The sequence below is a fragment of the Sorangium sp. So ce406 genome (assembly GCF_051474675.1).
Taxonomy (GTDB): domain Bacteria; phylum Myxococcota_A; class Polyangia; order Polyangiales; family Polyangiaceae; genus Sorangium; species Sorangium cellulosum_G.
On sequence record NZ_CP150340.1, the window covers coordinates 3,646,033 to 3,672,919 of the forward strand.

Consider the following 26,887-nt stretch of genomic DNA (forward strand, 5'->3'; position numbering starts at 1 on the left):
TGCCACCGCGGTTTTTGCGTGGATACGGCCTCCGTTGGGCGACTCCGCTGCGCTGCGGCGGCCTCCGTTGGGCAACTCCTTTCCCAGTTGGAGAAGCGGCTCGGGAATCGGCCTTCCCGCCCGGACCGCCCGTGTTCGCGCGCCGGGGTCGCGGGCGGCGTTCACGCTGGCGGCACGGACTTCGCAACATGATGCGGCGATGGAAACGTCGATGATCCCCGAGCTGCTCGCCTTTCGTGCCCCGTGGCTCGAAGAGAAGCTCGTCAAGGACCGGATGGCCTCATCCCGCGAGGAGGCGGCGCGGCTCTTTGACGAGGTGAAGAAGTACATCTTCGTCTGCCGGGCGGACAGGACGCGACAGGTGCCCATGTTCTCCAGGAGGGTCGACGAGGTCTGGCACCAGTTCGTCCTCTTCACCGAGGAGTACGCGGCCTTCGGCCACCGCTTCTTCGGCGAGTTCGTTCACCACACCGCCAACACCGCGCCTCGCGGCGAGCTCGGGGCGCGCCCCGAGATGTCCTTCGACCGGTACCGCGCCGAGTACGAGGCGCTCTTCGGGCCCATCTCGGACGCGTGGCGCGACGAGCTCGCCGTGACGCCCGACACGCGCCTCATCCGCGTCAAGTTCGGCCGCCCGATCTTCGTGCGCGTCGAGGAGGGTAGGGCAGAGCTCGTGTGGTCGCTGGAGCCGCCGCGCATCCTGCTGCGGATCGACGCGTGGGCGAAGGACGCGATGCAGTTCATCGTCGACTGCGATCACTTCTATGTCCGCGAGCTCCCCGGCCTCGAGGACCGCGATCGCGTGGCGCTCTGCCGTCCGCTCGTGAAGGGCGACGTGCTCCGGATCGCGCCGTGAGGCTCGACGAGCTCACCGCCCTGTTCGGGCAGCTCGGCTTCCCGCGGGCCGAGGACCGCGAGCGGCCGCCGCGCGATCACGTCCGCGCGGTCGAGGGCGCGGTCCGGGCCGGGCTCTCGGACGACGAGCTCCCGCTCGAGCTCCTCGCGCTCGAGATCGAGCGGCGCGACGGCGCGCCGGACCTCGCGCCGTTCCACGTGATTCCCGATCTCGGCGTCCGCGTCGCGTTCGCGTACTGGCGCCCCGGGCGCGCGGCCGGCGCGCACGAGCACTCCGACTGGACGGTCACCGCGGTGTTCCACAACGCGCTCGACGTCGCGACCTTCGACTGGGACGCGACCGCGCGCGCGCGGCGCCTCGTGCCAAAGCGCCTGTTCTCCGCGGAGGCCGGGCGGGTCGGCCACATCCACGGGCCGTGCATCCACGACCCGCGGAATCCGACCCCGCGCTGGTCCATCTCGCTGCACCTGTTCGGGCCGCACGACGGCCCCGTGATCGAGGAGCAGGTGGGCCCCGTCGAGGGGCTGAGCCCGCCGGCGCCGCGGGCCGCCGAGCCAGCGCCGCAGGCGGATGAAGACGCGCTGTCGGCGGCGCTCGCCTCGCACGAGCGGGAGTGCGTGCGCCGGGCGCAGATCGACGCCCTCGCGCGGCGGGGCGCGCCGGCCGCCGCGCTCCTCGCGCGCCTCCACGCCCGCGGCGACGCCGGGACCCGGCGGCGCGCCGCCCGCGCGCTCGGCCGGGCCGAGGACCTCGACGCGCGCACCGTCCTCGCGCGGCGGTGGCCGGGCGTCGACCTCGACGCGGCGTCGAGCGCGGGCCGCGCCGAGCTCGTCGCGCGCTGCGGCCAGCGCGCGCAGCCCCTGCTCCGCGTCGAGGCGTGGGCCGCGCCCGCGCTCCGCGCCCTCGCGTCCGCCGTCGAGCTCCGCCCCCGCGACATCCCCGGTCTCGCCGAGGCGGAGCAGCTCGCGCTCGCCCGCGCGCTCGTCGACTGGGGGACGTTTCAGCCCCTCGAAGCCCAGGAGAACTGACCATGGAACCCACGCAGACGGAATCGTCCACGTCGAGCGCGCCGAGCGCGTCGAGCACTCGCCGACGGCCCGATCTCTTCGCCTACCGAGCGCCCTTCGTCATCAGCAAGCTGCTCATGAACAAGACCGTGGCCACCGAGCGCGAGGCAGAGACGCTGTTCCGGGAGCTCGCGCGCTATCTATGGCTCGTCGAGTCCGACCGGACCCGCGCCTATCCGATGTTCTCGCTGCGCGTCGACGAGGCCTGGCACCAGTTCGTCCTCTTCACGATCGAGTACGCCGACTTCTGCGAGCGCTTCTTCGGTCGCTTCCTGCACCACGCACCGGGCAACGCGCCGGTCACGCACGCGGTCCGCGAGGCGACGTGGGACGAGTTCGCGGCCGCGTACAGCGCCCTCTACGGCGAGCCGCCGCCCGAGGTGTGGAACGACGCGACCTCCGTGTGTGGCCCGCGGCGCGTGATCCGGGATCGCGAGGTGTCGGTCCGGCTGCGGGACGGCAAGGCCGAGCTCGTCGACGGCGACACGGTGCTCGTCCGCGTCGACCCCTGGGGTGAAGCCGCGCTGCGCTTCATCGCAGGTCACGGCATCTTCTACGTGCGCGAGCTTCCCGGGCTCGACCTGGACGATCGCGTCGCCCTCTGCCGGGCGCTCGTCGCGTCGCGCACGCTCCGCGTCGCGCCGTAGCCTCGATCAGGCGCAGATCAGGGGCAGAAGGTGACCTCGAAGCTCGTCTCCGACGAGCAGGCGTGGAGGCCGGCGGCGTCGTCGTAAGCGTAGCTGTACGCCGTGGGACACATCTCGTGCATCCGGCGCACGTAGTCCGTGTGCTCCACGCTCCGCGGGTCCGCGGTGTCACGGCACGCGTCCGACGTCATGCAGGCGTTGGCGGCCGTGCACTGGCCCGTGGCCGGATCGATGGGCGTCGGGCAGCAGAGGTGGAGCCCGGGATCGGCGCTCTCCGGCTGGCCCAGGCCCCAGGGCGCCGGGTAATTCCATTTCTTGCAGGGCGCCATGCAGGCGACCACGTTGCCGTTCCGGTCGCGCACCCGGAGGTCCTGGTGCGCGTACGCGGGGAACTGGCCGTTGCCGAGATCCTCGTCGCCGGGGCACTGCGCCAGCGACAGCCGGGAGCAGTCCGAGGTGATACAGCTCCCCTGCTCGGCGCCGACGCCCTTGGGCACGACCTTGAAGGGCAGGGTGTAGCCGTCCACCTGGCTGAGGTTGTACCAGGTCTGGGCCGCGCCCCCCTTGGCCGCGAAGGTGGCCTCGAACTTCGACTCGAAGGGCGGCTGGCAGCCGCCGGCCGGGCAGGGGGCGACGCTGTCGCCCGTGGTGCAGTTATAACCGCTCTCGTCGCAGCCGGTCTTCGGCCAGAAGCGCGTCGCGCTGATGCCGCCTTCGGGCACGTTGTACGTGTACGCGGCGCCCCGGGTGAGCTTGACGTTCTGCGGGCCCTCCACGTTGGTGGAGTGGGCGACCCAGATCGGCGCCGCGCAGTTGTTGATGATCTTCAGCGTGCGGGCGCCGCCGGGCGAGGAACCGCCGCTCACCTTGTCGAGGGTCCAGCGCTGGTTGGTGGTGCCCTGGTAGGGGTACTGGAGGATGTCCGTCCCGTCGGCGGCGCGGCCCCACGCCAGGTCGACCACCTGATCGGAGTGGCGCGCGTGGATGCTGAACTGGTCGCCCCCGCGGTTGACGAGCTTCCACTGCTGGTTGGCGCCGCCGACATAGATCCATTGATGGATGACCGCGTTCGGCGCGGTGCTCACGTCGCGCACGTCGAGGGCCTTGTTGCTGTTGACGTTGACGATCTTCCAGTAGCCGTCGCTGGTCGGGGAGATGCGGAACCTCTGCGCGTTGGTCCCGTTGCAGGTCCACTGCTGCATCCGCGTCCCGTCGGCGGTGCTGGACGAGGGCACGTCGAGGCACTTGTTGGTGGCGACCGAGCGGATGACGTACTCCCCCTCGGTGATGCTCGAGACGATGACCGCATCCGAGTCGTCGACGCTGGCCTCGGTCGACGCCATCTCGTCCTCGGCGATCAGACACCCTCCCAGCAGCAGGGTCCACCCGAGCGCCAGCGACAGACCACCCAGGGTAACTTTGCGAGCCATGATCTCCTCCTCATCGTTGCGGTGCCCCCTCCATCCCGGTGCACCCGCTTGTCGAGGGGCGATTGCAGGCGGCGTTCCACGTGGGCAGTCCGTGTCGCACGCCCGGGCTGCGGAGGTTTTCGCGACGTTTCGCGGAGATTCAGGGAGCACCGGGGCGATCTGCGGGATCGCCCCTCCCCGGCGGGAGGCGATCCGCGGGATCACCCCCTCGACGCGAGGGGCGATCCGGCGGAGCGCACCGCGTGATCGAGCTCACCCCGTCAGCTTCACGGGCTCGCGGTCGCCGTGGCTCGGGAGCTCGAGCATTTCACGAGGGAGAGCCTCGGCCAGTACTTCTGACAGCGCGAGGTCGTCCCTGATGAGATGAGAGATATTGAACCACAGAGGCACAGAGGGCACAGAGGGGAGAGAGAAAGAGACTTTGATACTTTGTTCTCTGTGTCTCTTTCCTCTGTGCCCTCTGTGCCTCTGTGGTTCGAACCTCTCATCTCACGTCACGTGAGAAGAGGGCGGCGGACGCGGCACTACCGCGTGCCCGCGCCCAGGTTGGCGACCATCGAGAGGCGCTGGGGGCCGTCGCCGAAGCGCGCGCGCAGCCTGGCGAAGATCGCCTGGCCGAGCTCCTCCCAGCGCGCCGCGCCGAGCTTGTCTCGCAGCAGGACCAGCGGCGCGTTGCCCCGGCGCATCCAGCCCCAGAGCTCCTCGGTCGAGGGCGCCTCCATCGGGTGCTCGACCTCGCGCACCGAGACGTCCCGGAAGCCAGCGGCCTCCATCTCGGCGCGGAACTCGCCCGGATCGCCGAGCGGCGCCTTGCCCTCGCCGAAGGGCAGGTCGGGCAGCTCGGCGCGGATCGCCGAGAAGAGCTCGGCCGCGATCGGCGCCCTGTCCATCGGCGCCCAGCTCCCGACGACGGCGCGGCCGCCGGGACGCAGCACCCGGAAGAGCTCACGGAAGCCGCGGTCGCGGTCGGGGAAGAAGATCAGCCCGAACATCGAGAACGCGGCGTCGAACGAGCCGTCCTCGAAGGGCAGCGCCATGCCGTCGCCGACGCGGGCGTCCACCGCGAGCCCCGCGCGCGCGGCGCGCTCGCGCAGCTGCTCGACCATCGCCGGGGCGAAATCGATGGCGGTCACGCGCGCGTCCCGGGCGGCCAGGAGGGACAGGGTGCCCGGCCCGGCAGCCACGTCGAGCACGCGCGCGCCCGGCCCGACGCCCGCGAGCCGGAGCGCGTCAGCGGCGTATTTCTCGAAGTGGGGGGCGGTGTCGACCGCGTAATCGGCGGCGACCATGTCCCAGGCGACGGGGGTGGCGAGGGGGCTCGGAGGCTGGGTCATCCCGCAAGGCTGCTATCACGCGCGCGTCGCGCTCGTCCAGCGGGCGAGCCGCCGACGCTGGAACGCTGGCGCCGTCGCCGCGGCGCGCCGGTCAGCGCGCGACCGCGGTCTCGCGGCGATTCCCGAGGCGCGCGAGCGTCTTCGTCCTGCCCTGTGCGCCGGCGGCGCCGGCCGCCGCCTCGGGCGCGCTCGAGTCGGCGTCCGACCCTTCCCCCTGCTCCTGATCCGCCTTGTCGGCGTCGGTCTCCGTCGCGTCGTGAGGCGGCAACACCGCCTTCGCGGTCGACACGAGCAGCACGCTCGCCAGCGTGACGACGCTCGCCGAGCCGAGGACGAACAAGGCAACATGCAGCAGTGTGCGCTGGAGGAGGCTGCCTTGGTTCAAGTTCCGGAGTTTCTGCATCATGGTGCACCCTGCCTCGTGTTCCAGCGACCGCTCGCCGCGCGCATCCGGTCATGTCCGGAGCCGCCAGCCTCTTCGTGACCTCTCCGGGGAATGCGAGCGTCATGCCAGCAGCCGTCCGCTGGATGATCGCAGGAACCGCGGCGGCTCCTGGTGCCGCTCTGCCAAAGTGGACACGCCGGCCACCTGGAGATTGGCGCATCTTGCCAGAATGACAATCCGTCCTGCGCCGGGCGCTCGATTCCGGTGTGCCCCGAGACCAGGATGTGTGGAGCGCGGCGCGCGTCCGGCGTGGCTGGCGAGCCGCAGGCGATGTCCGCGCGAACCCGGTCATGACGCCATGCTCGACACGGACGATGTTGTCGGCTCATCCCACGTGCGGATGACACCTCTTCAGCGCGGACAGCGCCGCTCGTGCGGCGCCGCCATGGCTCAGGCGCCGTCGGCGCGCGCGGGCGAGGCGCCGGCGAACGTGCGCGCGGCCTCCGGGTGCTCCGCGATGAGGCGGAGCGCGCGGCGCAGGAGCGAGATCCCGGGCTCCGTCTTGTGCCAGCTCGACGCGCCGCTCGGGTGCGGCAGGCAGATCACGTCGGCGTCCACGCCGTGATAGCGCGCGCGGCGCAGCTCGCCGATCACGCCCGCGAGCGGCCCCCTGTGGCCGAGCACCTGCTCGACGGCGAGGCCGCCCACCGGCAGGATCAGCCGCGGCTCCAGGATCCCCACCTCCCGCGCGAGGTGCGCCTGGCAGCGCAGGATCTCCTCGGGATCCGGCCTCCGATCGCCGCCGCCCCTGGCCTTTCCCGGGAAGCAGCGCGCGACGGCCGACATGTAGACGCGCCGCCTGAACTCCTCCTCGCCCACGCCGAGCGCCCCCTCGAACCAGCGGAACAGGGTGCGGCCCGCCGTCCACGCGAACGGCCGGCCGAAGCTGCCCTCGCGCGCGCCGGGCGCCTGGCCGATGAGCAAGATCCGGCTGGGAACGGCCGGGCCGTGGACGGCCGGGCCGATCATCTTCGGGCAGGCGCGGCACGCCTCGAGCTCGCGATGCACCGCGGCGAGCCGCTGCTCCGGGGTCATGACAGAAAGGCGAACCGCGGGGCTGCTCATCGATCCGGCTTGAATTGACGGGAAATCAGCGCCCGGGCGAGGCAGCGCGGGCGCGCTCATCCGCGCGGCCGGCGGGCGGCGAGCGGGCGTCCGACGGCGGCGGCGGAGCGCGCGCGCAGGCGGCCCGCGAGGAGGCGCGCGGCGAGGACGCCGCCGAGGAAGCCGAACAGGTGGCCCTCCCACGAGATGCCCATGCGCGTGGGCAGCACGCCCCAGATCATCCCACCGTAGAAGAGGCCGACCCCCAGAGAGAGCGCGATCGAGACGGCGCTCCGCTCGAACCAGCCGCGGAGGAGGAGGAAGCCGAAATAGCCGAAGATGACGCCGCTCGCGCCGATGTGCACCGAGGAGGGCGACCCGATGAGCCAGACGCCGAGCCCGCCCACGAGGGCCGAGAGGAGCGTCACGAGGACGAGGTCGCTCGTCTTGCGGAGCATGATCAGCCAGCCGAGCCCGAGGAACGGGAGCGTGTTCGCCGCGAGGTGGGCGAAGCTGCCGTGGAGCAGCGGCGCGAGCGCGATGCCGACGAGGCCCGGGACCGTGCGAGGACGGATTCCGAGCGCGTCGAGCGATCCGCGGAAGACCAGGAAGTCGATGATCTCGATGGCCCAGAGGAGCGCGACGAAGCCTCCGAGCAGCGTCGCATGGAGCTTGAGCTCACGGGTGATCGTCCTGGTTTCGGTGGTGCTCATCCTGATCCCTCGCGGGCCCCGTGAACCGTGACGTGCGTGCACGAGGAGCCCACGCCTTCAGCCTAGCTCGTGAAACGAGCACGCGCGCGCGCTCTTCCCGCGAATCCCGCAAACACGACGTGAGCCGTCGGGCCCGGTCCGCCGCGCGCTCCGGCCGCGTCAAGCCCCCGCGCCCGCTCGCCCGCGCGCGTCGATCGCTGTCCGCTGCGCGGGCCGCGCGGTAGAAGTCGGGCTCATGCTGCTCACCCGCGCCGAAGCCACCGGATTCCGTGAGACCTCCCTGCACGCGGACGTGATGCGGTTCGTCCGCGCGCTCGCGGCCCGCGACGACCCGCGCCTCCACGTGACGAGCTTCGGGACCAGCCCCGGCGGGCGCGAGCTGCCGCTGCTCGTGCTGTCGCGGGACGGCGTGCGCTCCCCGGACGAGGCGCGCCGCGCCGGGCGCCCCGTGGTGCTGATGCTCGACGGGATCCACCCCGGCGAGGTGGAGGGCAAGGAGGCGAGCCTCGCGCTCGTCCGCGACCTGCTCGACGGCCGTCACCCCGACTGGCTCGATTCGCTCGTGCTCCTCGTCGCGCCGCTGTTCAACCCGGACGGCAACGACGCGCTCGACCCGCAGAACCGCCGGCTCGACCTGAAGAAGCTCACCGGCCAGCCGGGTCCCGTCGTCGGCACGCGCACCCAGAGCCAGGGCATCAACCTGAACCGCGACTATCTCCGCCAGGCCGCCCCCGAGATGCGCCTGCTCCAGCAGCACGTGTGCGTCCCCTGGGCGCCCGATCTCACGATCGACAACCACGCGACCAACGGCTCGGTGCATCGGTTCCACATGACGGTCGACGTGCCGCACACCATCGAGTCCGGCCGCGCCGAGCCGATCGCGATGGTGCGCGATCGCCTCGTCCCCGACGTGATCGCCGCGGTCCGGAAGCGCGGCTTCGAGAGCGGCTGGTACGGCAACTTCGTCGAGGACGAGCGCGCGCTCGACGCGAACGGCGACGTCGATCCGACCGCGCCCGTGGGCCTCGGGTGGATGACCTACCCACACCACCCGCGGTTCGGCTCCAACTACCGCGGCCTCACGAACCGGCTCGATCTGCTGCTCGAGTGCTACAGCTACCTGCCGTTCGAGGAGCGGGTGCAGACCGCCTCGGCGTGGCAAATCGAGACGCTCACCTGGGCGGCCACGCACGCCGACGCCATCCGCGAGGTGGTCGCCGCGAGCGCCCGGCCCCCCGAGCGCGTCGCGGTCCGGTACCGGCTCGAGCCGACCGCGACCCCGGTCGACGTCCTCACGCGCAGCCCGCGGACGTTCGAGGGGGCGCCCGTCACGCTGCGGATCCCGCACCACGCGCGGTTCGTCGGAGCGACCGTGGTGGATCGGCCGCGGGCCTACCTGGTGCCGCCGGCGATCGCCGAGGCGCTGCGCCGGCACGGGCTCCGCGTGGCGCCGGCCGAGGGCGTCCACGACGTCGAGGTCGCGCGGGTGGCGTCGCTCGGCGCCGAGGGGGGCCGCGCCATCCTGGAGGCGGCCCGGGTCGGCGAGGTCGCCGTGGCGTGGCGCGAGGAGGCCCGGCGGGCCCCCGAGGGGTGGTCCCTGGTCGACACCGATCAGCCGCTCGGCGCGATCGCCGTGTACCTGTGCGAGCCCGAGAGCGACGACGGGGCCGTCGAGAACGGCCTCGTGGAGGCGCCCGCGGTCGGGGACGAGCACCCGGCGTGGCGGGTCCGGTGAGCGCTGGGACGCTTGGCATTTCGGGAGCGTTCTGCTTTTTCAACACAGGCGATCCGCTCTGGAGCCAGGAGAGCGCATGAAGGACCAGATCCCCGGTTTTCTGTTCATCGACCACGTCGCCATCGCCGTGCCTGCCGGGCAGCTCGACGCGCAGGTGAAGGCGTACGAGCTGCTCGGCTTCCGCGAGGTGCACCGCGAGGAGGTCCTGGGCACCGATCAGGTCCGCGAGGTGATGCTCCGCGTCGGCGACAGCGACAACCTCATCCAGCTCCTCGAGCCGCTGTCCTCCGCGTCTCCCGTCCAGAAGCTCCTCGACAAGAACGGCGGCCGCGCGGGCTTCGCCCACATCGCCTACCGGGTCCGCGACGCTCAGGTCGCCTTCGACGCGCTCAGGGAGAAGGGGTTCCGCATCATCGACGCTGCGCCCCGGCCCGGCTCCCGCGGGACGACGATCTTCTTCGTGCACCCGAGATCGCGCGACGACGCGCCGTTCGGCACGCTCATCGAGGTGGTGGAGGCCCATGAACATGAATGAGCGGCTCTTCGCCGAGTTCACGCCGGTCGCGCTCGAGACGTGGAAGCAGGCGCTCCACCGGGATCTCAAGGGGAAGACCGCGGACGATCTCGCCTGGGCGAGCGCCGAGGGCCTGCTCGTGCCGCCGATGGTCGCGCCGGACAGCCCGGAGCTGCCCGTGGCCGCCGGCGGCCCGCTCGTGGCGTCGCTCGTGGCCGAGCTCCGGAGCGGCGCGCCGGAGCTGCGCTTCGCCATGGGCACCAGCTACTTCTTCGAGATCGCCCGCCTCCGCGCCGCGCGCCTCCTGGCCGAGCGCCTGCGGCCGGGCGCGACGATCACCGCCGTGGTCCCGTCGGCGGCCGTGCCCGGCGACGAGCCGCACAAGAACCTCCTGCGCGGCATCGTCGCGATGATGGCGGCGCTCGCCGGCGGCGCGGACGAGGTCGTCATCGCGCCGCCCGAGCGCCTGCTCGGCAACGCCCGCGTCATCCTCCGCGAGGAGGCGCGCTTCAACGCCGCCGAGAGCCCCGCCGCCGGCTGCTGGCTCATCGAGCAGCTCGCGCGCAGCCTCGCGCGCTCGGCGCTGCGACAGATCGACGAGGCCGCCGAGCTGCCCGCGCTGGCCACGGCGCCCGCGGACACGGCGCCTCCCGAGCAGCTTCCCGAGCACCTCGGCTTCTCGGCCGGCATCGCGCCGTTCCTGCGCGGGCCGTACACCAGCATGTACGTGGTCCGCCCGTGGACCATCCGCCAGTACGCCGGGTATTCCACGGCCGAGGAGTCGAACGCGTTTTACCGGCGCAACCTGGCCGCGGGGCAGACAGGGCTCTCGGTCGCCTTCGATCTGGCGACCCACCGCGGCTACGACTCGGACCACCCGCGCGTGGTCGGCGACGTGGGCAAGGCCGGCGTGGCGATCGACACCGTGGAGGACATGAAGATCCTCTTCGACCAGATCCCGCTCGACAGGATGAGCGTGTCGATGACGATGAACGGCGCGGTGCTGCCGATCATGGCGTTTTACATCGTCGCGGCCGAGGAGCAGGGCGTGCGCCCCGAGCTCCTCTCCGGAACCATCCAGAACGACATCCTCAAGGAGTTCATGGTCCGGAACACCTATATCTACCCGCCCGCGCCCTCGATGAGGATCGTCGCCGACATCTTCCGTTACACCGCCGAGAAGACTCCCCGGTTCAACTCGATCAGCATCAGCGGCTATCACATGCAGGAGGCCGGCGCGACCGCCGAGCTGGAGCTCGCGTACACGCTCGCCGACGGCCTCGAGTACCTGCGCGCCGGGATCGCGGCGGGCATGGATATCGACGATTTCGCCGGGCGGTTCTCGTTCTTCTTCGGGATCGGCATGGACCACTTCACCGAGATCGCCAAGCTGCGGGCCGCGCGGCTCCTGTGGGCGAAGATCGTGAAGGGGTTCCAGCCGAAGAACCCGAAGACGATGGCGCTGCGGACCCACTGCCAGACCTCGGGCTGGAGCCTCACCGAGCAGGACCCGTTCAACAACATCACGCGCACGGCCATCGAGGCGCTCGCGGCCGTGCTCGGCGGCACCCAGTCGCTGCACACGAACGCCCTGGACGAGGCGCTGGCGCTCCCCTCGGACTTCTCGGCCAAGGTCGCGCGCGACACGCAGCTGTTCTTGCAGAAGGAGACCGACGTCTGCCGGGTCGTCGACCCGTGGGGCGGCTCCCACCACGTCGAGCGGCTCACGGACAGGCTGGCGCGGGAAGCGTGGCAGTTCATCCAGGAGGTCGAGTCGCTGGGCGGCATGGTCAAGGCGATCGAGAACGGCCTGCCCAAGCTGCGCATCGAGGAGGCGGCGGCCCGCAAGCAGGCCCGGATCGACGCGGGCCGCGACGTCATCGTCGGCGTCAACGCGTACCGGCTGGACAGGGAGGCGCCGCTCGAGCTGCGCGAGGTGGACAACACGGCGGTGCGCGAGAAGCAGGTCGCGCGGCTCGGGGAGGTGAAGGCCGCCCGCGCCGAGGCCGCCGTGGACGCGTCGCTGGCCGCGCTTACCCGCTGCGCCGAGACGGGCGAGGGGAACCTGCTCGCGCTCGCCGTCGAGGCCGCGCGCCGCCGCGCGACGCTCGGCGAGATCTCGGGCGCGCTCGAGCGCGTCTTCGGCCGCTACGAGGCCCCGGTGCGCACGGTCAGCGGCGTGTACGGCGCGGAGATCCGCGAGGCCGGGGCCGGCCGCGACGTGGAGGCGCTCGTCGGCGAGTTCGCCGGTCTCGAGGGCCGCCGCCCGCGCATCCTGGTCGCCAAGATGGGCCAGGACGGCCACGACCGGGGGATGAAGGTCATCGCCACCGCCTTTGCCGATCTCGGGTTCGACGTCGATATCGGCCCCCTGTTCCAGACCCCGGAGGAGGTGGCCCGCCACGCGGTCGAGAACGACGTCCACGTGGTCGGCATCTCGTCGCTCGCGGGCGGCCATAAAACCCTGGTTCCCCAGCTCATCGAGGCGCTCGGGAAGGCGGGCCGCGGGGACATCCTCGTCGTCGCCGGCGGCGTGATCCCGCCGCAGGACTACGGGTATCTCGAGGAGCGCGGCGTCGCCGGCGTCTTCGGGCCGGGGACGGTCATCCCCGACGCCGCGGCGCGGATCGTCCGCACGCTCATCGAGCGGCTCGGCGCGCAGGAGGCGCGCCAGGGTTGAGGCCGAGCCCGGGGCAGCTCGTCGACGGCCTCCTCGCGGGCGACCGCGCGGCTCTCGCCCGGGCCATCACGCTGGCCGAGAGCGCGCTCCCGCGGCACCAGGAGCTCGCCGAGGAGGTCCTGGAGCTCTGCTTGCCGCACAGCGGCGGCGCCGCGCGGCTCGGCATCACCGGCGTGCCGGGCGTCGGCAAGAGCACGTTCGTCGACGCCCTCGGCGTGCACCTCGTGCGCGAGCGCGACGAGACGGTCGCGGTGCTCGCGGTCGACCCCAGCAGCCCTGTCCACGGCGGGAGCATCCTCGGCGACAAGACGCGGATGCCGCGGCTCGCCAGCGATCCGCGGGCGTTCATCCGCCCGTCGCCGTCGGGCGGCTCGCTCGGCGGGGTGGCGCGGGCCACGCGCCAGGCGATCGTGCTCTGCGAGGCGGCGGGATACCGCAACATCCTCGTCGAGACCGTCGGTGTCGGCCAGTCCGAGGTCGCCGTCGCCGACATGACGGATTGCTTCCTGCTCTTGATGCTGCCGGGGGCAGGGGACGAGCTGCAGGGCGTGAAGCGCGGGATCATGGAGCTCGTCGATCTCGTGATCATCAACAAGGCCGACGGCGGCAACGAAGGCCGCGCCGCGCGGGCGCGCCGCGACTACGAGAGCGCGCTGCACCTGTTCCCGCCGGCGCCGCACGGCTGGACGCCCGTTGTCGGGGTCTGCTCGGCCCAGGAGAACCGCGGCGTCCGCGAGGCGTGGGAGAGCGTGCTGCGCCACCGCGCGCACATGCAGGCCGGCGGCTGGCTGGAGCGCCGCCGGGCCGCGCAGGCGCGAAGGTGGCTGCTCGAGCTGATCGAGGGGCACCTCCGGGAGGCCTTCCTGCGCAGCGCGGCCGTGCGCGAGCGGATGCCCGGGGTGGAGGGCCTCGTCGCGGCCGGCGCGCTCAGCCCGCTGCGCGCCGCGCGCGAGCTGCTGGAGGCCTGGGGGACGGCGAGGAAGGGCTGAGGAGGCGAGCGCTCCGAGAGCTCGCGAGGGAGAAGGAACGCCAAGGCGCAAAGGCGCAAAGGCGCAAGGGGGGAGAGAGATAGCCCCATCCCTGCTTCTTGCGTCTTTGCATCTTTGCGCCTTGGCGTTTCTTCTTCTCTCGGAGGGCCCCGGTGCGGAGAACTCGCTAAGATGGCCGGATGCGCCAGCTTGGACTATCGCTCGCCGCCCTCTCTCTCCTGCTCACGGCGGCCGCGCCGGTGCTCGCCGCGGAGACCGTCAAGGAAGAGCAGTGGGCGAAGTCCTACGGCTTCCGTCTCGGCGCGGAGGCGGACGTGCTCGCCCGCACCCTCGAGGCGAACCTCCCCGGCCGGGACGCGGCGAACGGCGACGCGACGAGCGCCGGCGTGGAGGAGAGCTCCTTCGCGGCGTCCTTCGCGGTGGTCGCTCAGATCCCGCTCTTCGCGGGGCTCCACCTGGACGCCGAGCTGCCCTTTGCGTACGGGAGCAGCCAGGCGCGCCCGCCCGGCCCGGCGGAGGGCGATGCGGCGACCGTCGCGCCGGAGCTCGAGGGGTTCTTCTTCGGCAATCCCTCGATCGGGCTCCACTACGTCGCGAGCGTCTTCCCCACGCTGGTGCTCATCGGCGGGCTCTCGGCCTCCATCCCCGTCACGCAAGATCCGTCCGACGACACGGAGGCGGCTGCAGCGGCGGCGCTGGCCGTGCGCGGGTACTTCGACTCGCAGCGGGCGCTCCTGGAGCACGTCCCGCTGCGAGCCCGCGGCGGCGTCGAGCTGCGCCCGATCGAGGCGTTCTATGTGCGGAGCGATCTCGCGGCGATGTTCGCCATCCCCACCGGCGACGGAGAGACGGAGCTCTTCATCGAGCACGCCAGCGAGGCGGAGCTGCGCAGCGTGGGCGGGTTCGGGGTCGGCGCGCGGCTCCAGGCCGCGTTCCCCCTCACGCAGACCGACAAGGTGCAGCTCGCGGCCGAGCCCTTCCTCGGCGTCGAGCCGCCCACGTCGGGCATGTACTTCCGGGCCGGGCTGCTCGTGGCGCTGGACGAGCCCCTCGGGTTCGGTCTGGAGCAGGGCAAGCTGGCGACGGTCCGTGTCGCGCTGGGGGGCAAATTCTGAGTCGGCCGCCGGGGGGCGCCGGGAGAATTGCAATTCAAACCGGAGGCTCTAGGGTGCCGCCGATGCGCGACGTCTGCTGGCGCTGCCGGCGCCCCCGCCCGGTCTGCTACTGCGCGCTCCTGCCCTCCTTGCCGACGACGACGCGGGTCGTGCTCCTCCAGCACCCGCGCGAGCGCCGGGTGGGCATCGGCACGGCGCGCATGACCCACCTGTCGCTGCCCAACTCCGAGCTGCACGAGGGGGTGGTCTTCGAGGAGGACCCCCGGATCATGGCCCTCGCCGCCGATCCGGCGACGGCCGTGCTCTTCCCCGGGGGCGACCCCGACCCTGCGGCAGGACCGCCGGTGCGGTCGCTCATCGTGGTCGACGGCACCTGGTGGCAGGCGAGGAAGATGCTCGCCCTGAACCCGCGCCTCGCCGCGGTGCGCCGCATCGGCGTGACGCCCAGGGCGCCGGGCAACTACCGCATCCGCAGGGAGCCGCGCCCGGAGTGCCTCGCCACGGTCGAGGCGGTGGCCAGCGCGCTCGGCGCGCTCGAGGGCGAGCCCGCGCGGTTCGACGAGATGCTCCGGGCCTTCGAGTTCATGGTCGACCGGCAGATCGAGCACCAGGCGCGCAGCGACGGCCCGCGCCGGCGGTCGCGCGGGGCGGCCGCCTCGCCGCTCGGGCCGCTGCGCCCCTACCTCGCCGCGCCGGAGCGGGTGGTGCTCGTCGACGGCGGGGCCAACTCCGGGTGGCCGGCGGACGCCGGCGCGGCCGGGCCCAGGTCCGAGCTCGTGCACCTCGTCGCCAGCCGCGCGTCGGGCGAGCGCTTCGAGGCGTTCCTTCGCCCGCGGCGGCCGCTGGGCCCGAGCGTCGCGCACCAGATCGAGGTGCCCGAGCGGCGCCTGCTCGACGGCGAGGAAGCGGGCTCGGCCCTGGCCCGGTTCCGCGCGTTCGTGGGCCCGGGCGGCGTGCTCGGCGCCTGGGGCGCCTTCACGGCGGACCTGCTCGCGCAGGAGGGCCTCGGGCGCCCGCCCTCCATCGACCTGCGCGACCTCTGCGCGCGGCACCTGCGGCGCCGGCCGGGCGGCATCGCGAACGGGGCGCGGGCGCTCCTGCCCGGGGAGCCCACGGAACCAGCGCCGCGCGGGAGCGGGCGGGCCGGGCGCACGCTGGGCTGGCTCGAGGTCGTCCTTGCGCGCCTGCTCGATCTCGCGGGAGAGGACGACGGCGCGGGGTTTCCGGGATCTCCGGGATGACGAGCGCCCGCCGCAGCGAGCCGGCGGGCGCGCTGGCGGAGAGCGCGCGTCTTCTCCGGTGCCGCGGCTTCACGGTCGACGACGAGCCCGAACGGCACGAGCACCGCTGCTTTGCTCGCTGACGCAACGTCTTGCGCGAGCGAGCCAGAGCCGGCGAGCTCCCATCAAGTAAAGGCAGGGGGCGCAGCGGGGCATGAGGAGTGCATTCTCGCTGGCCCGACATGAAGCATCCGTGCATCGGACAGGCAGGCTGCAGGGGTCACGCCGCGGCGCAGCCGACCGAGCGGCGCGAGCGCTTCGATGGTCGCTCCGCGGCCCGGAGAGCGCGCCAAGATCCCTTCTCCCACGCGCGCCTTTCATGGCATCGCCACTGCATGTGGCCAGGTAAGCAACGAATCGTTGCTGGGCCAGAGAAGGCGCTTCTTGGCTCGACTGCAACAAGCAACAACCCGAAGCAGGAGGACTGAACACCATGAGTTTTGCATATCGTCTCATCGCGGCGGCGGCCGCGGTATCCGGAACGCTCGGCGCTACCAGCCTGGCGTACGCGGACGTCATTCCCCCCGCCAGCGGCGGAGGGGGGCCCGCCGCCCTGGCGACGCCGACGGCCGCTTTCGTGATGAGCTTCCTGGCCATCGCCGGACTCGTGGGGTTGCCCCTCGCGCTCCGGCGGCGGCATCGCGAAGCCCTCGAGTGAAGCAGCGCGAGCGCCCGTCATGATGGACGTCATCCTCGCGCCGCTCGACCGCCTGCGGCGCGCCTGCTTCCGCCTCCTGGGCCGCCACGTGGGCACCTGGGTCGCTCGCCGGGACGTCCGCGTGTCGGTGCTGGGGACCATCGCCGTCGTGACGGCGCTCTCAGGCGCGCTGCTGGCGCCGACATGGCTGCTGGCGCTCGGCCCCATCGTGCTCGGCGTCCCTCACGTGCTCGCGGACGTCCGTTACCTCGTCGCGCGCCCGGGCCTCCATCGGCGCGGGCTCGCGGCGCTCGCCGTGGCCGCGCCGCTCGCCGTGGGCGCGGTGACGAGCCGCCTCGCGTGCGGGCTCCTGGCGGCGGTGGCGGCGGCCTTCGTCGCGAGGGGCACGCGCCGCCGCCGCGCCGTCGCGATTGCCTGCCTGGCGCCGCTCGTCTGCGTCGCCGTGGCCTTCCGCGGCTGGTCCGAGCTGGTGTTCGCGCACGGCCACAATGCGATCGCCGTCGGGCTATGGTGCGCCTGGCGGCCGCGGCGGACACGCTGGCACCTCGTGCCCCTCGCGCTGTTTCTCGGGTCGTCGGTCGCGCTCGCGACAGGCCTCCTCGATCCGCTCTGGCGCGCCGCGGCCGCGGCGCTGCCCGGGCTCGGAGCGCCGATCCACGCCCACGTGCGCGACATCGCGCCGCGCGCCCCAGGCGACCTCGGCGTCCGCCTCGTGCTGCTCTACGCCTTCGCGCAGTCGGTGCATTATGCGGTCTGGCTGAGGCTCGTCCCGGAGGACGATCGCCCCCGCCCCGCTCCGCGCGGGTTCGTGAGCAGCTGGAGAGCGCTCGCGGACGATCTCGGGCGCCCGTTCCTCTGGCTCACGGCGGCCGCCGCGCTCGCGTTGATCGCGTGGGCCTGCTTCGATCTCCTGGCTGCGCGCGCCGGCTACCTTCGATTCGCTGTATTCCACGGGCACCTCGAGCTCGCGGCCGCAACATGGCTCTTCATCGAGCGGCGCTGGATGGCCGGCGCCGGCGACCCGGGGCCGCAGCGGGGCTCGCCGAGCCCTCGATGCATGGCGCTCGCGCCGTCGTGCGCATGATGCGCTGGGCGGTAGCGTTCGCGTTCACGCAGGTCGTCGAGGTGCCCGTGTACCTCGCCGCGATGCATCGAGAGCGCGTCGAGGCGCGGCGCGCGGTGCGCTTCTGCGCCGCGTTCGGCGCGAGCGCGCTCACACACCCGATCGTCTGGTTCATCTTCCCGCGCCTGCTGTCGCGCCAGGGCTACTGGACCCTGTTCGCGGCGGCCGAGGCGTTCGCCGTCGTGGCCGAAGGCTGCTACCTCGGCCTCTTCGGCCTGCGCCGCGCGCTCCGCTGGGCGCTCTGCGCGAACGCGCTGAGCGTAGGGCTCGGCCTTGCGCTGCGGAGCTGCGTGGGCTGGCCGTGAGGTGACGGGCCGTCGGCCGTCTGGCGCACCAGCGACCGCGGCGTCGGGCCGAGCGCCCTGAGCGCCCTTGCCGCGCGGGGCGCCGTATGAGACTCTCCGTCCGTGCATTCCATCCGGTTCCGCTGAGTCCGGCATCCTCGTCCTCCCCGTAGCCCCGGCGCCGCCGGCGGCACGCGGCGAGCGCGCGGGTGCCTGTCCGTGCCCTGTCTTCCTCCGAGTTCGCTCGAAACGTGGAAGACCGGGGCGCGTCGACTCACGCCCGGGAGCATGGATGGAGCACGCCACGCGCATCGGTCGTGAGCTCGCGCCGCGAGTCTTCCCCCATCACGCGCGCCGCCCTGCCGGGGGCGCGCGAAGAGGCTCGCGATCATGACCGAACGCCAAGAACGTCAAGACACCTCATCCACCGGTTCTTCCCCCTTCGCGCCGATCGAGTCCGTCGGCGCGCTCCTCGATGCGGCGCGCCGCGAGGGGCTCCGGCTCGCCACGAACCACGCCGACTTCGACCAGTCCGGGCTCGACTTCCTCGTCGTGCACGCGGAGGACGAGGACGGCGTGCCGTGGGTCGTGCGCACGCCGCGCCGGCCCGCGGTGGTCGCGTCGGCCCGCGTGGAGGCGCGCGTGCTGGCCCTCGTGCGCAAGCACCTGCCGGTCTCCGTGCCCGACTGGCGCGTGCACACCGATCAGGTGATCGCCTATCCGCGGCTCGTCGACGTGCCCGCGATATCCATCGATCCCGAGGCGGGCGTGCGCTGGAACCGCCTCGATCCGGCGGCGCCCTCGGCGGCGTTCATCGCGTCGATGGCCGAGGCCCTCGCGGCGCTGCAGCGCATCGGCGCGGCGGAGATCGAGGCGGCGGGCGTGCCCGTCAAGTCGATCGACGAAACGCGCCAGGCCCACGCGCGGGCCATGGAGGAGACGCGCGCCCTGCTGGCGCCGCCGGACGCCCTGTGGGCGCGCTGGCAGCGCTGGCTCGCGAACGACGCGATCTGGCCGCGCCACCTGGCCCTCGTGCACGGCGACCTGCACCCCGGGCACATGCTCCTCGACGAGGGCGGCCGGCTCACCGGGATTCTCGACTGGACCGAGGCTCACCTCGGCGACCCGTCGATCGACTTCGCGCTCTTCGCCGGCGCCTTCGGCAAGGGGGTGCTCGAGGCGTGCATCGCGCGCTTCGAGGCGGCCGGCGGCACGACGTGGCCCGGCCTCGCGGCCCACGCCGCCGAGCGCTGGGCGGCGTGGCCCGCGCTGGCGGCGAAGTGGGGCGTCGACTCGGGCAACGAGGGCGTGATCGAGCACGCGCGCAGCATGCTCGCCGGCCTCGCGGCCGAGAGCGCGTGAAGCGCGGGTGACTCGAGGCGCGCGCGACGCGGCGGGCGTCGCGCGCGCCGTCGGCCGCGTCGCGCGCGCCGTCGGCCGCGTCGCGCGCGCCGTCGGCCGCGTCGCGCACGCCGTCCGCCGCGTCGCGCCCGCCGAGGCGACGCCTGGCGCGGGTATAACCGCGGCTCCGGCAGAGGTAAGATCCAGGTCGCCCCGAGCGGGCAGACGTCCCTCGCTCATCGAGCCTGGAGGCCTCGATTTTCCATGTCGGTAGAAAAATCCGCTCGGGATGTGCCCTCCGCCGGTCGGCTCGACGGGACCTCCCGGGCACGGCGATCCCGCTGGCTCGCGGGGTCCTGCGGGCTGGGGCTCGCGCTCGGCGGGGCGGCGTGCGCGGACCAGCAGGTCGTGATCGGCGTGTTCGTGCCGGAGCGGCCGCGGTTCACGGCGCCGGAGAAGGTGGCCGCGCTCAACGACGACGCGGCCAGGGACGAGGACCCGACGCTCACGGGCGACCTGCTCGAGATCCACTTCATGTCCGAGCGCGGCGCGAGCCAGGACATCTGGATCTCGCGGCGGGCGGACCTCGACTCGCCCTGGGAGACACCGACCGTCGAGCTCGCGGAGAAGCTCAACAGCGCGGACGACGACGATACGCCCGCCATCTCGAACGACGGGCTCAGGATGTGGTTTTTCCGCAACAGCGCGCAGCAGACAGGCATCTGGATGTCCGAGCGCGCGAGCCGCAGCGACCCGTGGGGCGACCCTTCCTACGTCGAGGCGCTCAACCCGGGACACGAGGGCGGCACGCAGGCGATGAACGCTCACGTCGACCTGCCCGAGCTCCGCGTCGTGGTCGGCCTGAACGGGCCCGAGACCCAGGGCTGGGATCTCGCGATCGCCTCCCGCGAGAGCCCCGAAGACGAATGGGGCGCGTTCGCCCCGCTCGACGAGCTGAACGACGAGGGCGAACAGCTCGCCCCGTTCCTGTTCGACGATGGCCGGCAGATCCTGTTCCGGTCGGGGGACGACCTGTTCTGGGCCCGACGGCCGTCGACCGACGCGCTGTTCGGGGAGCCGGAGCCGCTCGACGATCTGAACGATCCGGCGGCGCGCGAGAACGATCCCTACCTGTCGCCGGACGGGTCCACCCTGTTCTTCTCGTCGGCGCGCAGCGGCGGGACCGACATCTACGAAGCGCGCCGCGCCGCGCCTTGACCGGCCCGGATCTCGAGGTGGACGCGCGCACCCGCTCCGTTGCTCCGTCATGATGCATTGCGTCGTACTGCGGTGCGTATTCAGAGACGGCGGCCCTGGGTAGCCTCTTCTCGATGAGCGGAGGACACGACGCGGAGGCCGGCGCGGCGGATCGCGCGCTCGTGCTCGTGCTGCTGGGAACGTTTCTCCTGCTCTCTCCAGCGCGCCTGCTCTGGGCCCACGGCCTCCTCGCGGTGGCGGCCGTCTTCGCGGTGTGGATCGCGCTGATCGCGTTCGCCGCGCTCGCGACGCGCGCCGACCGCGCCGACGAGGGCCGCGCCGACGCCGGCCGCGCCGACGCCCTCCGCGGCGATCGAGGGCCGCCGCCGTGATCAACGTCGGCGTCCTCCTCTTCGCCACCGGCGCCTGGCTGGCCGTGCTCGCCGCGATCGCCCTCGCCGCGCAGCGCGAGCGGATCCCCCGCGCGCTCGCGCGGCACCCGCTCGTGCTCGCCCTCTCGCTCGGCGTCTACGCCTCGTCGTGGACGTACTACGGCGGCGTCGGCTTCGCGCAGCGCCACGGGCTCGTCTTCCTCGCTGTCTACCTGGGCCCGACGCTCGCGTGCATCGCCACGCCGCTGCTCTGGTCGCGCGTCCTGCGGATCACGCGCGAGCAGCGCCTCTCCTCGCTCGCAGACCTCCTCGCGTTCCGCTTCCAGAGCCCCGCCGCGGGCGCGCTCGCCGCCGCGTTCTCCCTCGTCGCCAGCGTGCCCTACGTCGCGCAGCAGTTCCGCGCGACCGAGCAGTCGGTCCGCGTGCTCTCGGGGCCGGGGCACGAGGAGGCCGTCGGCGCCGTCTTCTGCGCGCTGCTCGCGCTCTTCACGGCGTTCTTCGGCGCCCGCCCGCCCGCCGAGCGCGGCCGCGAGGACGGCCTCGCCGCGGCGGTCGCGTTCGAGTCGGCGGCGAAGCTCGCGGTGCTCGCGGCCGTGGGCCTCATCGCGGTGCTCGGGGCGTTCGGCGGCGCGGGCGGGCTCGCGGACTGGCTCGGCGAGCACGCCGCCGAGGTCGAGGCGCTCGGCCGCCCCGTGCGCGAGGACGGCGGCTGGACCTCGATGCTCGTCATCAGCTTCGCCGCGGCCTTCCTGCTGCCGCGGCAGTGGCACATGGCGTTCGCCAGCGGCGCCGGCGACCGCGCGCTCGCCACGGCGGCGTGGGCCTTCCCGCTGTTCCTGCTCGCGCTCAACCTGCCCGTCCTCCCCGTGCTCTGGGCCGGCACCCGCCTCGCCCCCGCCGAGCCCGCCGACAGCTACGTGCTGCTCGTGCCGCAGCTCCTCGACCAGCGCTGGCTCGCGCTCGCCGCGTTCATCGGCGGCATCTCCGCGGCGAGCGCCATGGTCATGGTCACGGCCGTCGCCCTCGCGAACGACAGCGCGACGCACCTGCTCCTGCCGCTCGCCAGGAGGACGCTGCGCCGCAACGTCTACGCGCGCGTGCTGTGGATGCGGCGCGGGCTCCTCACCGCCATCCTCGTGGGCGGCTGGCTCTTCCACCGCGCGCAGCCGAACCGCGGGCTGCTCGTCGAGAGCGGCATCGTGTCGTTCGTCGCCTTCGCGCAGTTCCTGCCGGGGCTCTTCGCCGTGCTCTTCTGGGAGCGCGCGACGCGCGCGGGGTTCATCGCAGGGCTCGCGGCCGGCATCGCGACCTGGACGGCCACGTGCCTCGCGCCGCTCCTGCCCGAGCTGACCGGCCTCGACCGGTCGTGGCTCGACCTCCTGCGCGCGGGCGCGGGCCGCGCGGGCCACGCCGACTCCTGGTCGCTGCCGACGCTCGTGTCGCTCGCCGTCAACAGCGCGACGCTCGGGCTCGTCTCGCTCCTGCGCCCGCCGGCCGACGAGGAGCGCGAGGCGGCGCGCCTGTGCCGGCGGCGCGAGATCGGCCCGTCGGTCGAGCGCGCGACCGTGCCCGCGAGCGTGGACGCGCTGGAGGAGCGGCTCGCCCGGCTGCTCGGCCGCGAGGCCGCCGGCATCGAGGTCACGCGCGCGCGCATCGAGCTCGACATCCCGCGCGACGAGACGCGGCCCACCGAGCTCCACGCCCTGCAGGAGCGGCTGCACCGCAACCTGTCGCCGCTGGTCGGCCCCGTGCTCGCGAGGACGGTCGCGGAGGCGGACGCCCCCGCCGCGGGCGGCGCGAGCGGCGCGCTCACCGAGCAGCTCCGGTGGCTGGAGCGGCGCCTCGCCCGCGGGGAGACGCGGCTCGTCGGCGCGGCCAGGGAGCTCGACCTCCTGCGGCGGTGGCTCCGCTCCGTGCTCGCGCAGCTCCCCCTCGGGGTCTGCGCCGTGGGCTCCGACGGCGCGATCAGCCTCGTCAACCGCCGCCTCGAGGCGCTCGTCGGCGTCGAGGAGCGCGACCTCGTCGGGGCGCCGCTCGACCGGCTGCCGGCCCCGTTCGCTGAGCTGCTCTCGCGCGCCTCCCGCGCGGCCTCCGCGGGCGAGGCCGGCGCGGGCGCCGACGAGGTCGAGGTGCGCGTGGCCGGGCGCGCGCGCGCGCTGCGCGTGCACCGCGCCGCGCTCGACCCGCTCGACGCGCGCGCGGCCTCCGGGGGCGTGGTCCTGCTCGTGGAGGACCGCACCGAGCAGCGCGCGCTCGAGGCGCAGCTCGCCCACCGCGATCGCCTCGCCCAGCTCGGCCGCCTCGCCGCGGGCGTGGCCCACGAGGTCGGCAACCCGCTCACCGGCATCGCCTGCCTCGCGCAGAACCTCCGCGCCGAGGCCGAGAACGACGAGCTCCGCGCGCGCGCGAGCCTCATCCTCGGCGAGGCGGCGCGCATCGAGGCGATCCTGCGATCGCTGCTCGACCACGCCCGCACCGGCGCCGTGCAGTCGCCCGGCGAGATCCGGCGCGCGCGGGTCGGGCGCGTCGCGCTCGCCGAGGTGGTCGCCGAGGCCGAGCGGCTGATCCGGCTCGACCGCGCGGCGCCGCGCGTCCAGGTGGAGCAGGCCTGCCCGGAGTCGCTCGTCGTCATCGGCGACCGGCGCGAGCTCGTCCAGGTCTTCGTCAACCTGCTCGCGAACGCGCGCGACGCCTCCGAGCCCGGCGCGACCATCGCGGTGCGGGGGCGGATCGAGGCGGGGGAGATCGTTGTCGAGGTCGAGGATCACGGCAGCGGCATCCCCGAGGAGCTCCTCGGCGAGGTGCTCGAGCCGTTCGTGACGACGAAGCGCGACCCGAGCGGCACCGGGCTCGGCCTGCCGCTCTCGCGCTCGATCGTCCAGGACCACGGCGGGACGCTCGCGCTGCGGAGCGCGGTGGGGCAGGGGACGACGGTCGTCGTGCGGCTCCCGCTCGCGGGCGCGGCCGGGGCGCGGCGCGCGCCGGAGGCGGAGGCATGAGCCGGATCCTGCTGGTGGAGGACGAGGTCGTCATCCGGGCGGAGCTGCGGCGGCTGCTCGCCCGCCACGGCCACGACGTGGTCGAGGCGGGGTCGATCGCCGAGGCCGAGGCGGGCTGCGACCTGCGCGCGTTCGATCTGGTGCTGGCCGACGTGCGCCTGCCCGGCGCGCCGGGGACGGAGCTCGTCGGCCAGTGCGGCGCCGCGCCGGTCGTGCTCATGACGAGCTACGCCACGGTGAAGGCGGCGGTCGACGCGGTGAAGCGCGGCGCCGCGGACTACCTCTCGAAGCCGTTCGACCACGACGAGCTCCTCGCCCTCGTCGAGCACCACCTCGCCGGCGCGCGGAGCGCCCCCGCCGTGGTCGCGCCGGGCGTGACGCCGCCCGCGCCGCCCGTGTCGCCCGTGCTCGACGACGAGCTCGAGGGGCTGGTCGGCGGCTCGGCCGCCATGCGGGAGGTGTTCGCGCAGGTGCGCAAGGTCGCGCCGAGCGAGGCGACGCTGCTCATCCTCGGCGAGAGCGGCACCGGCAAGGAGACGCTCGCCCGCGCCGTGCACCGGCTCAGCCCGCGGCGGCAGCTCCCGTTCGTGCCTGTCCGCTGCGCGGCGATCCCCGAGGGGCTCATCGAGGGCGAGCTGTTCGGCCACGAGCGCGGCGCCTTCGCCGGCGCGCTGTCGCCGCGCGCGGGGCTCTGCGAGGCCGCGGAGGGCGGGACGCTCCTGCTCGACGAGATCGGCGAGCTGCCGGTGAGGGTCCAGGCGCGGCTCCTGCGCTTCCTCCAGACCGGCGAGGTGCGGCGCGTGGGCGCGGGCCGCGCCCGGCGCGTCGACGTGCGCATCATCGCGGCCACGCACCGGGATCTCGCGGAGCGGGTGCGCGACGGGTCGTTCCGGAGCGACCTCTACTTCCGGCTGCGGCTCCACGAGATCCGCCTGCCGCCGCTGCGCGAGCGGCCGGGGGACGCGGTGCGCATCGCCGAGTCGCTGCTCGCGCGGCGCGCGGGGACGGCGGACCGGGCGCCGCTCGCGCTGTCGCCCGAGGCGCGCGCCGCCATCGCGGCGGCCCCGTGGCCCGGCAACGTCCGCGAGCTGGAGAACGCCGTTCACCGCGCCATCGTCCTCGCCGACGCGAGCGAGATCGGCGTCGCGCTGCTCGGGCTCGACACCCCTCCGCGGCCGCCTTCGCCCGCCCCGCGCGCCGCCGCGCGCGACGGCGCGCCCCCGTCCGACTCGCTCGAGGATTACTTCCGCCGCTTCGTCCTCGAGCACCAGCACGAGATGACGGAGACCGAGATCGCCCGTCGACTCGGGATCAGCCGCAAGGCCCTCTGGGAGCGGCGACAGCGGCTCGGGATCCCCCGGCCGCGCACCTGATCCGCGGCCCTCGGCGCGGCGCGGCGCGCGCGTCCTGACCGCGGCGGCGAGAACGATGCAGGCTGTTCGTAACTCCCTGCCGGCGCGGCGCCGTCGCGTGTTACCGATCGTAACGCGGCGTCTTGGGGCGGGCGCGCCCGCGTGTTCTCCCGATGGCGGAACGGGTATTCCCCTCGCTCCATGCGTGGTATTCCGGACATGGACTCCGAGGAACTGCTCTTATGGCACAGACGTCTCCCCAAACCCTCGCAGTGAACCCCACGAGCCTCGCCCGCGACGGTGAGGGCCAGCGCGAGGTCGTCGACAGCGCGACCCTCTGGAAGGTCATCTTCGCCTCCGCGGGCGGCACGATGATCGAGTGGTACGACTTCTATATTTTCGGGAGCCTCGCGGCGATCATCTCCACCCATTTCTTTCCGAAGGACAACCCGACAGCGGGCTTCCTGCTGACGCTGGGCACCTTCGCCACGGGCTTCGTCGTCCGCCCGTTCGGCGCGCTCGTGTTCGGGCGGATTGGCGACATCGTGGGCCGGAAGTACGCGTTCCTCGTGACGCTGCTGCTCATGGGCGGCGCGACGGCGCTCATCGGCTTCTTGCCGACGTACGAGACGATCGGGCTCGCCGCCCCGCTCGCGCTCGTCCTGATCCGCCTCGTGCAGGGCCTCGCGCTCGGCGGCGAGTACGGCGGCGCGGCGGTGTATGTCGCCGAGCACGCGCCCGACGAGAAGCGCGGATTTTACACCTCGTTCATCCAGATCACGGCGACGCTCGGCCTGTTCGTCTCGCTGGCGGTGATCCTCGGGACCCGCCTTGCGCTCGGCGAGGACGCCTTCAAGGAGTGGGGCTGGCGCGTCCCGTTCCTCCTCTCGGTCGTCCTCGTCGCCGTGTCCTTTTATGTGCGTACCCGCCTCAAGGAGTCGCCGATCTTCTCCAAGCTGAAGGCGCAGGGGAAGACGTCGGCCGCGCCCATCAAGGACAGCCTCGGCAACAAGCGCAACTGGAAGGTCATCCTGATCGCCCTCTTCGGCGCGACGGCCGGCCAGGGCGTGGTCTGGTACACGGGCCAGTTCTATGCCCTCTACTTCCTGCAGAACACGCTGAAGGTCCCCTTCATCACGGCCACGATCGTGGTCGCCGCCGCGCTCGCCCTGGGCATGCCGTTCTTCGTCTTCTTCGGCTCGCTGTCCGATCGCATCGGCCGGAAGAAGATCATGCTCGCGGGCAACCTGCTCGGCGCGATCGGCTTCTTCCCCGTGTTCTGGGCGATGAAGCAGAACGCGGACAGCCCGGTGGTGCTCACCGCGCTCGTGTTCGTGCTCGTGCTCTTCGTCACGATGGTCTACGGCCCGATCGCGGCCTACCTGGTCGAGGCCTTCCCCGCCAAGGTGCGTTACACGTCGCTGTCGATCCCGTACCACGTCGGCAACGGCGTGTTCGGCGGGCTGCTGCCGCTCATCGCCTCCTCGGTGACGGTCGCGACCGGCAACATCTACGCCGGCCTGCTCTACCCGATCACGGTGGCGCTCATCACCGTGGTGGTCGGCGGCATCTTCCTGAAGGAGAAGAGCGACGTGCGCCTCTGGGACGAGCTCGAGCGCCCGCGCGAGTCCTGACGGCCGCGAGGCGGTCGCTCGGAGGCCGCCGCGCCGTCGCTGCGGCCAGCCTGCAGCG

23 protein-coding genes are annotated in these 26,887 nt (G+C 73.2%); 18 read left to right on the forward strand and 5 right to left on the reverse strand.

Translation table 11 applies throughout. The features are described 5' to 3' along the window. Positions 1–199 precede the first annotated feature (199 nt). From WME96_RS13595 to WME96_RS13605, 3 genes are read left to right on the forward strand one after another with little or no spacing between them, the layout of a single operon-like run. Complete coding sequence (locus WME96_RS13595) at positions 200–856, forward strand: hypothetical protein (RefSeq protein WP_437290553.1); 657 nt, start codon at positions 200–202, stop codon at positions 854–856. Continuing rightward, on the forward strand, positions 853–1,884 hold the full coding sequence (locus tag WME96_RS13600; RefSeq protein ID WP_437290554.1) for a hypothetical protein: 1,032 nt from the start codon (positions 853–855) through the stop codon (positions 1,882–1,884). Before WME96_RS13595 ends, WME96_RS13600 begins: the two co-directional genes overlap by 4 nt. 2 nt (positions 1,885–1,886) lie before the next feature. Beyond that, positions 1,887–2,570 carry a glycine-rich domain-containing protein gene (locus tag WME96_RS13605; protein WP_437290555.1) on the forward strand — a complete coding sequence of 228 codons (684 nt, stop codon included), beginning with the start codon at positions 1,887–1,889 and terminating at the stop codon, positions 2,568–2,570. A gap of 17 nt (positions 2,571–2,587) precedes the next feature. Here the strand turns inward: WME96_RS13605 and WME96_RS13610 are convergent, their stop codons facing one another. The 5 genes from WME96_RS13610 to WME96_RS13630 all read right to left on the reverse strand — a co-directional run bounded on the left by WME96_RS13610 (position 2,588) and on the right by WME96_RS13630 (position 7,536). Further along, the gene (locus tag WME96_RS13610; RefSeq protein WP_437290556.1) at positions 2,588–4,000 is read right to left on the reverse strand and encodes an RICIN domain-containing protein; all 1,413 of its coding nucleotides are present in this window, start codon (positions 3,998–4,000) and stop codon (positions 2,588–2,590) included. Between the two features lie 524 nt (positions 4,001–4,524). Further along, complete coding sequence (locus WME96_RS13615; protein ID WP_437290557.1) at positions 4,525–5,334, reverse strand: class I SAM-dependent methyltransferase; 810 nt, start codon at positions 5,332–5,334, stop codon at positions 4,525–4,527. A 91-nt stretch (positions 5,335–5,425) separates the two neighbouring features. After that, entirely contained in the window at positions 5,426–5,740 is a 315-nt protein-coding gene (locus tag WME96_RS13620; protein ID WP_437290558.1) for a hypothetical protein, read from the reverse strand. Positions 5,741–6,169: 429 nt separating this feature from the next. Beyond that, the gene (locus WME96_RS13625) at positions 6,170–6,844 is read right to left on the reverse strand and encodes a uracil-DNA glycosylase family protein (RefSeq protein ID WP_437290559.1); all 675 of its coding nucleotides are present in this window, start codon (positions 6,842–6,844) and stop codon (positions 6,170–6,172) included. Positions 6,845–6,900: 56 nt separating this feature from the next. Next, on the reverse strand, positions 6,901–7,536 hold the full coding sequence (locus WME96_RS13630) for a rhomboid family intramembrane serine protease (protein WP_437290560.1): 636 nt from the start codon (positions 7,534–7,536) through the stop codon (positions 6,901–6,903). A gap of 235 nt (positions 7,537–7,771) precedes the next feature. On the opposite strand from WME96_RS13630, the gene WME96_RS13635 reads away from it, so the two are divergent. The 15 genes from WME96_RS13635 to WME96_RS13705 all read left to right on the forward strand — a co-directional run bounded on the left by WME96_RS13635 (position 7,772) and on the right by WME96_RS13705 (position 26,829). Continuing rightward, entirely contained in the window at positions 7,772–9,271 is a 1,500-nt protein-coding gene (locus tag WME96_RS13635) for a M14 family metallopeptidase (protein WP_437290561.1), read from the forward strand. A gap of 76 nt (positions 9,272–9,347) precedes the next feature. Continuing rightward, positions 9,348–9,806 (forward strand): VOC family protein, encoded by a 459-nt coding sequence (locus tag WME96_RS13640; RefSeq protein ID WP_437290562.1) that lies wholly within the window; start codon positions 9,348–9,350, stop codon positions 9,804–9,806. Then, entirely contained in the window at positions 9,799–12,465 is a 2,667-nt protein-coding gene (scpA, locus tag WME96_RS13645) for a methylmalonyl-CoA mutase (RefSeq protein ID WP_437290563.1), read from the forward strand. Before WME96_RS13640 ends, scpA begins: the two co-directional genes overlap by 8 nt. After that, the gene (gene meaB, locus WME96_RS13650; protein WP_437290564.1) at positions 12,462–13,454 is read left to right on the forward strand and encodes a methylmalonyl Co-A mutase-associated GTPase MeaB; all 993 of its coding nucleotides are present in this window, start codon (positions 12,462–12,464) and stop codon (positions 13,452–13,454) included. The genes scpA and meaB overlap by 4 nt, the downstream gene beginning before the upstream one ends. Before the next feature lie 179 nt (positions 13,455–13,633). After that, on the forward strand, positions 13,634–14,569 hold the full coding sequence (locus tag WME96_RS13655) for a hypothetical protein (RefSeq protein ID WP_437290565.1): 936 nt from the start codon (positions 13,634–13,636) through the stop codon (positions 14,567–14,569). Between the two features lie 62 nt (positions 14,570–14,631). Next, positions 14,632–15,810, forward strand: coding sequence for a DTW domain-containing protein (locus WME96_RS13660; RefSeq protein WP_437290566.1), 1,179 nt, complete (start codon positions 14,632–14,634; stop codon positions 15,808–15,810). A 472-nt stretch (positions 15,811–16,282) separates the two neighbouring features. Then, entirely contained in the window at positions 16,283–16,507 is a 225-nt protein-coding gene (locus WME96_RS13665; protein WP_437290567.1) for a hypothetical protein, read from the forward strand. Between the two features lie 19 nt (positions 16,508–16,526). Then, complete coding sequence (locus tag WME96_RS13670; RefSeq protein WP_437290568.1) at positions 16,527–17,591, forward strand: hypothetical protein; 1,065 nt, start codon at positions 16,527–16,529, stop codon at positions 17,589–17,591. Further along, positions 17,561–17,935: a hypothetical protein gene (locus tag WME96_RS13675; protein ID WP_437290569.1), complete on the forward strand. Its 375-nt coding sequence runs from the start codon at positions 17,561–17,563 to the stop codon at positions 17,933–17,935. Before WME96_RS13670 ends, WME96_RS13675 begins: the two co-directional genes overlap by 31 nt. A 369-nt stretch (positions 17,936–18,304) precedes the next feature. Beyond that, on the forward strand, positions 18,305–19,276 hold the full coding sequence (locus WME96_RS13680) for a macrolide 2'-phosphotransferase (protein WP_437290570.1): 972 nt from the start codon (positions 18,305–18,307) through the stop codon (positions 19,274–19,276). 270 nt (positions 19,277–19,546) lie between these two features. Beyond that, positions 19,547–20,473 carry a TolB family protein gene (locus tag WME96_RS13685; protein WP_437290571.1) on the forward strand — a complete coding sequence of 309 codons (927 nt, stop codon included), beginning with the start codon at positions 19,547–19,549 and terminating at the stop codon, positions 20,471–20,473. Between the two features lie 113 nt (positions 20,474–20,586). Further along, positions 20,587–20,844 carry a hypothetical protein gene (locus WME96_RS13690; RefSeq protein WP_437290572.1) on the forward strand — a complete coding sequence of 86 codons (258 nt, stop codon included), beginning with the start codon at positions 20,587–20,589 and terminating at the stop codon, positions 20,842–20,844. Then, on the forward strand, positions 20,841–23,843 hold the full coding sequence (locus WME96_RS13695; RefSeq protein WP_437290573.1) for an ATP-binding protein: 3,003 nt from the start codon (positions 20,841–20,843) through the stop codon (positions 23,841–23,843). Before WME96_RS13690 ends, WME96_RS13695 begins: the two co-directional genes overlap by 4 nt. After that, positions 23,840–25,216: a sigma-54-dependent transcriptional regulator gene (locus WME96_RS13700; RefSeq protein ID WP_437290574.1), complete on the forward strand. Its 1,377-nt coding sequence runs from the start codon at positions 23,840–23,842 to the stop codon at positions 25,214–25,216. Before WME96_RS13695 ends, WME96_RS13700 begins: the two co-directional genes overlap by 4 nt. Before the next feature lie 221 nt (positions 25,217–25,437). Further along, positions 25,438–26,829: an MFS transporter gene (locus WME96_RS13705; protein WP_437290575.1), complete on the forward strand. Its 1,392-nt coding sequence runs from the start codon at positions 25,438–25,440 to the stop codon at positions 26,827–26,829. The last annotated feature ends 58 nt before the right edge of the window (positions 26,830–26,887 follow it).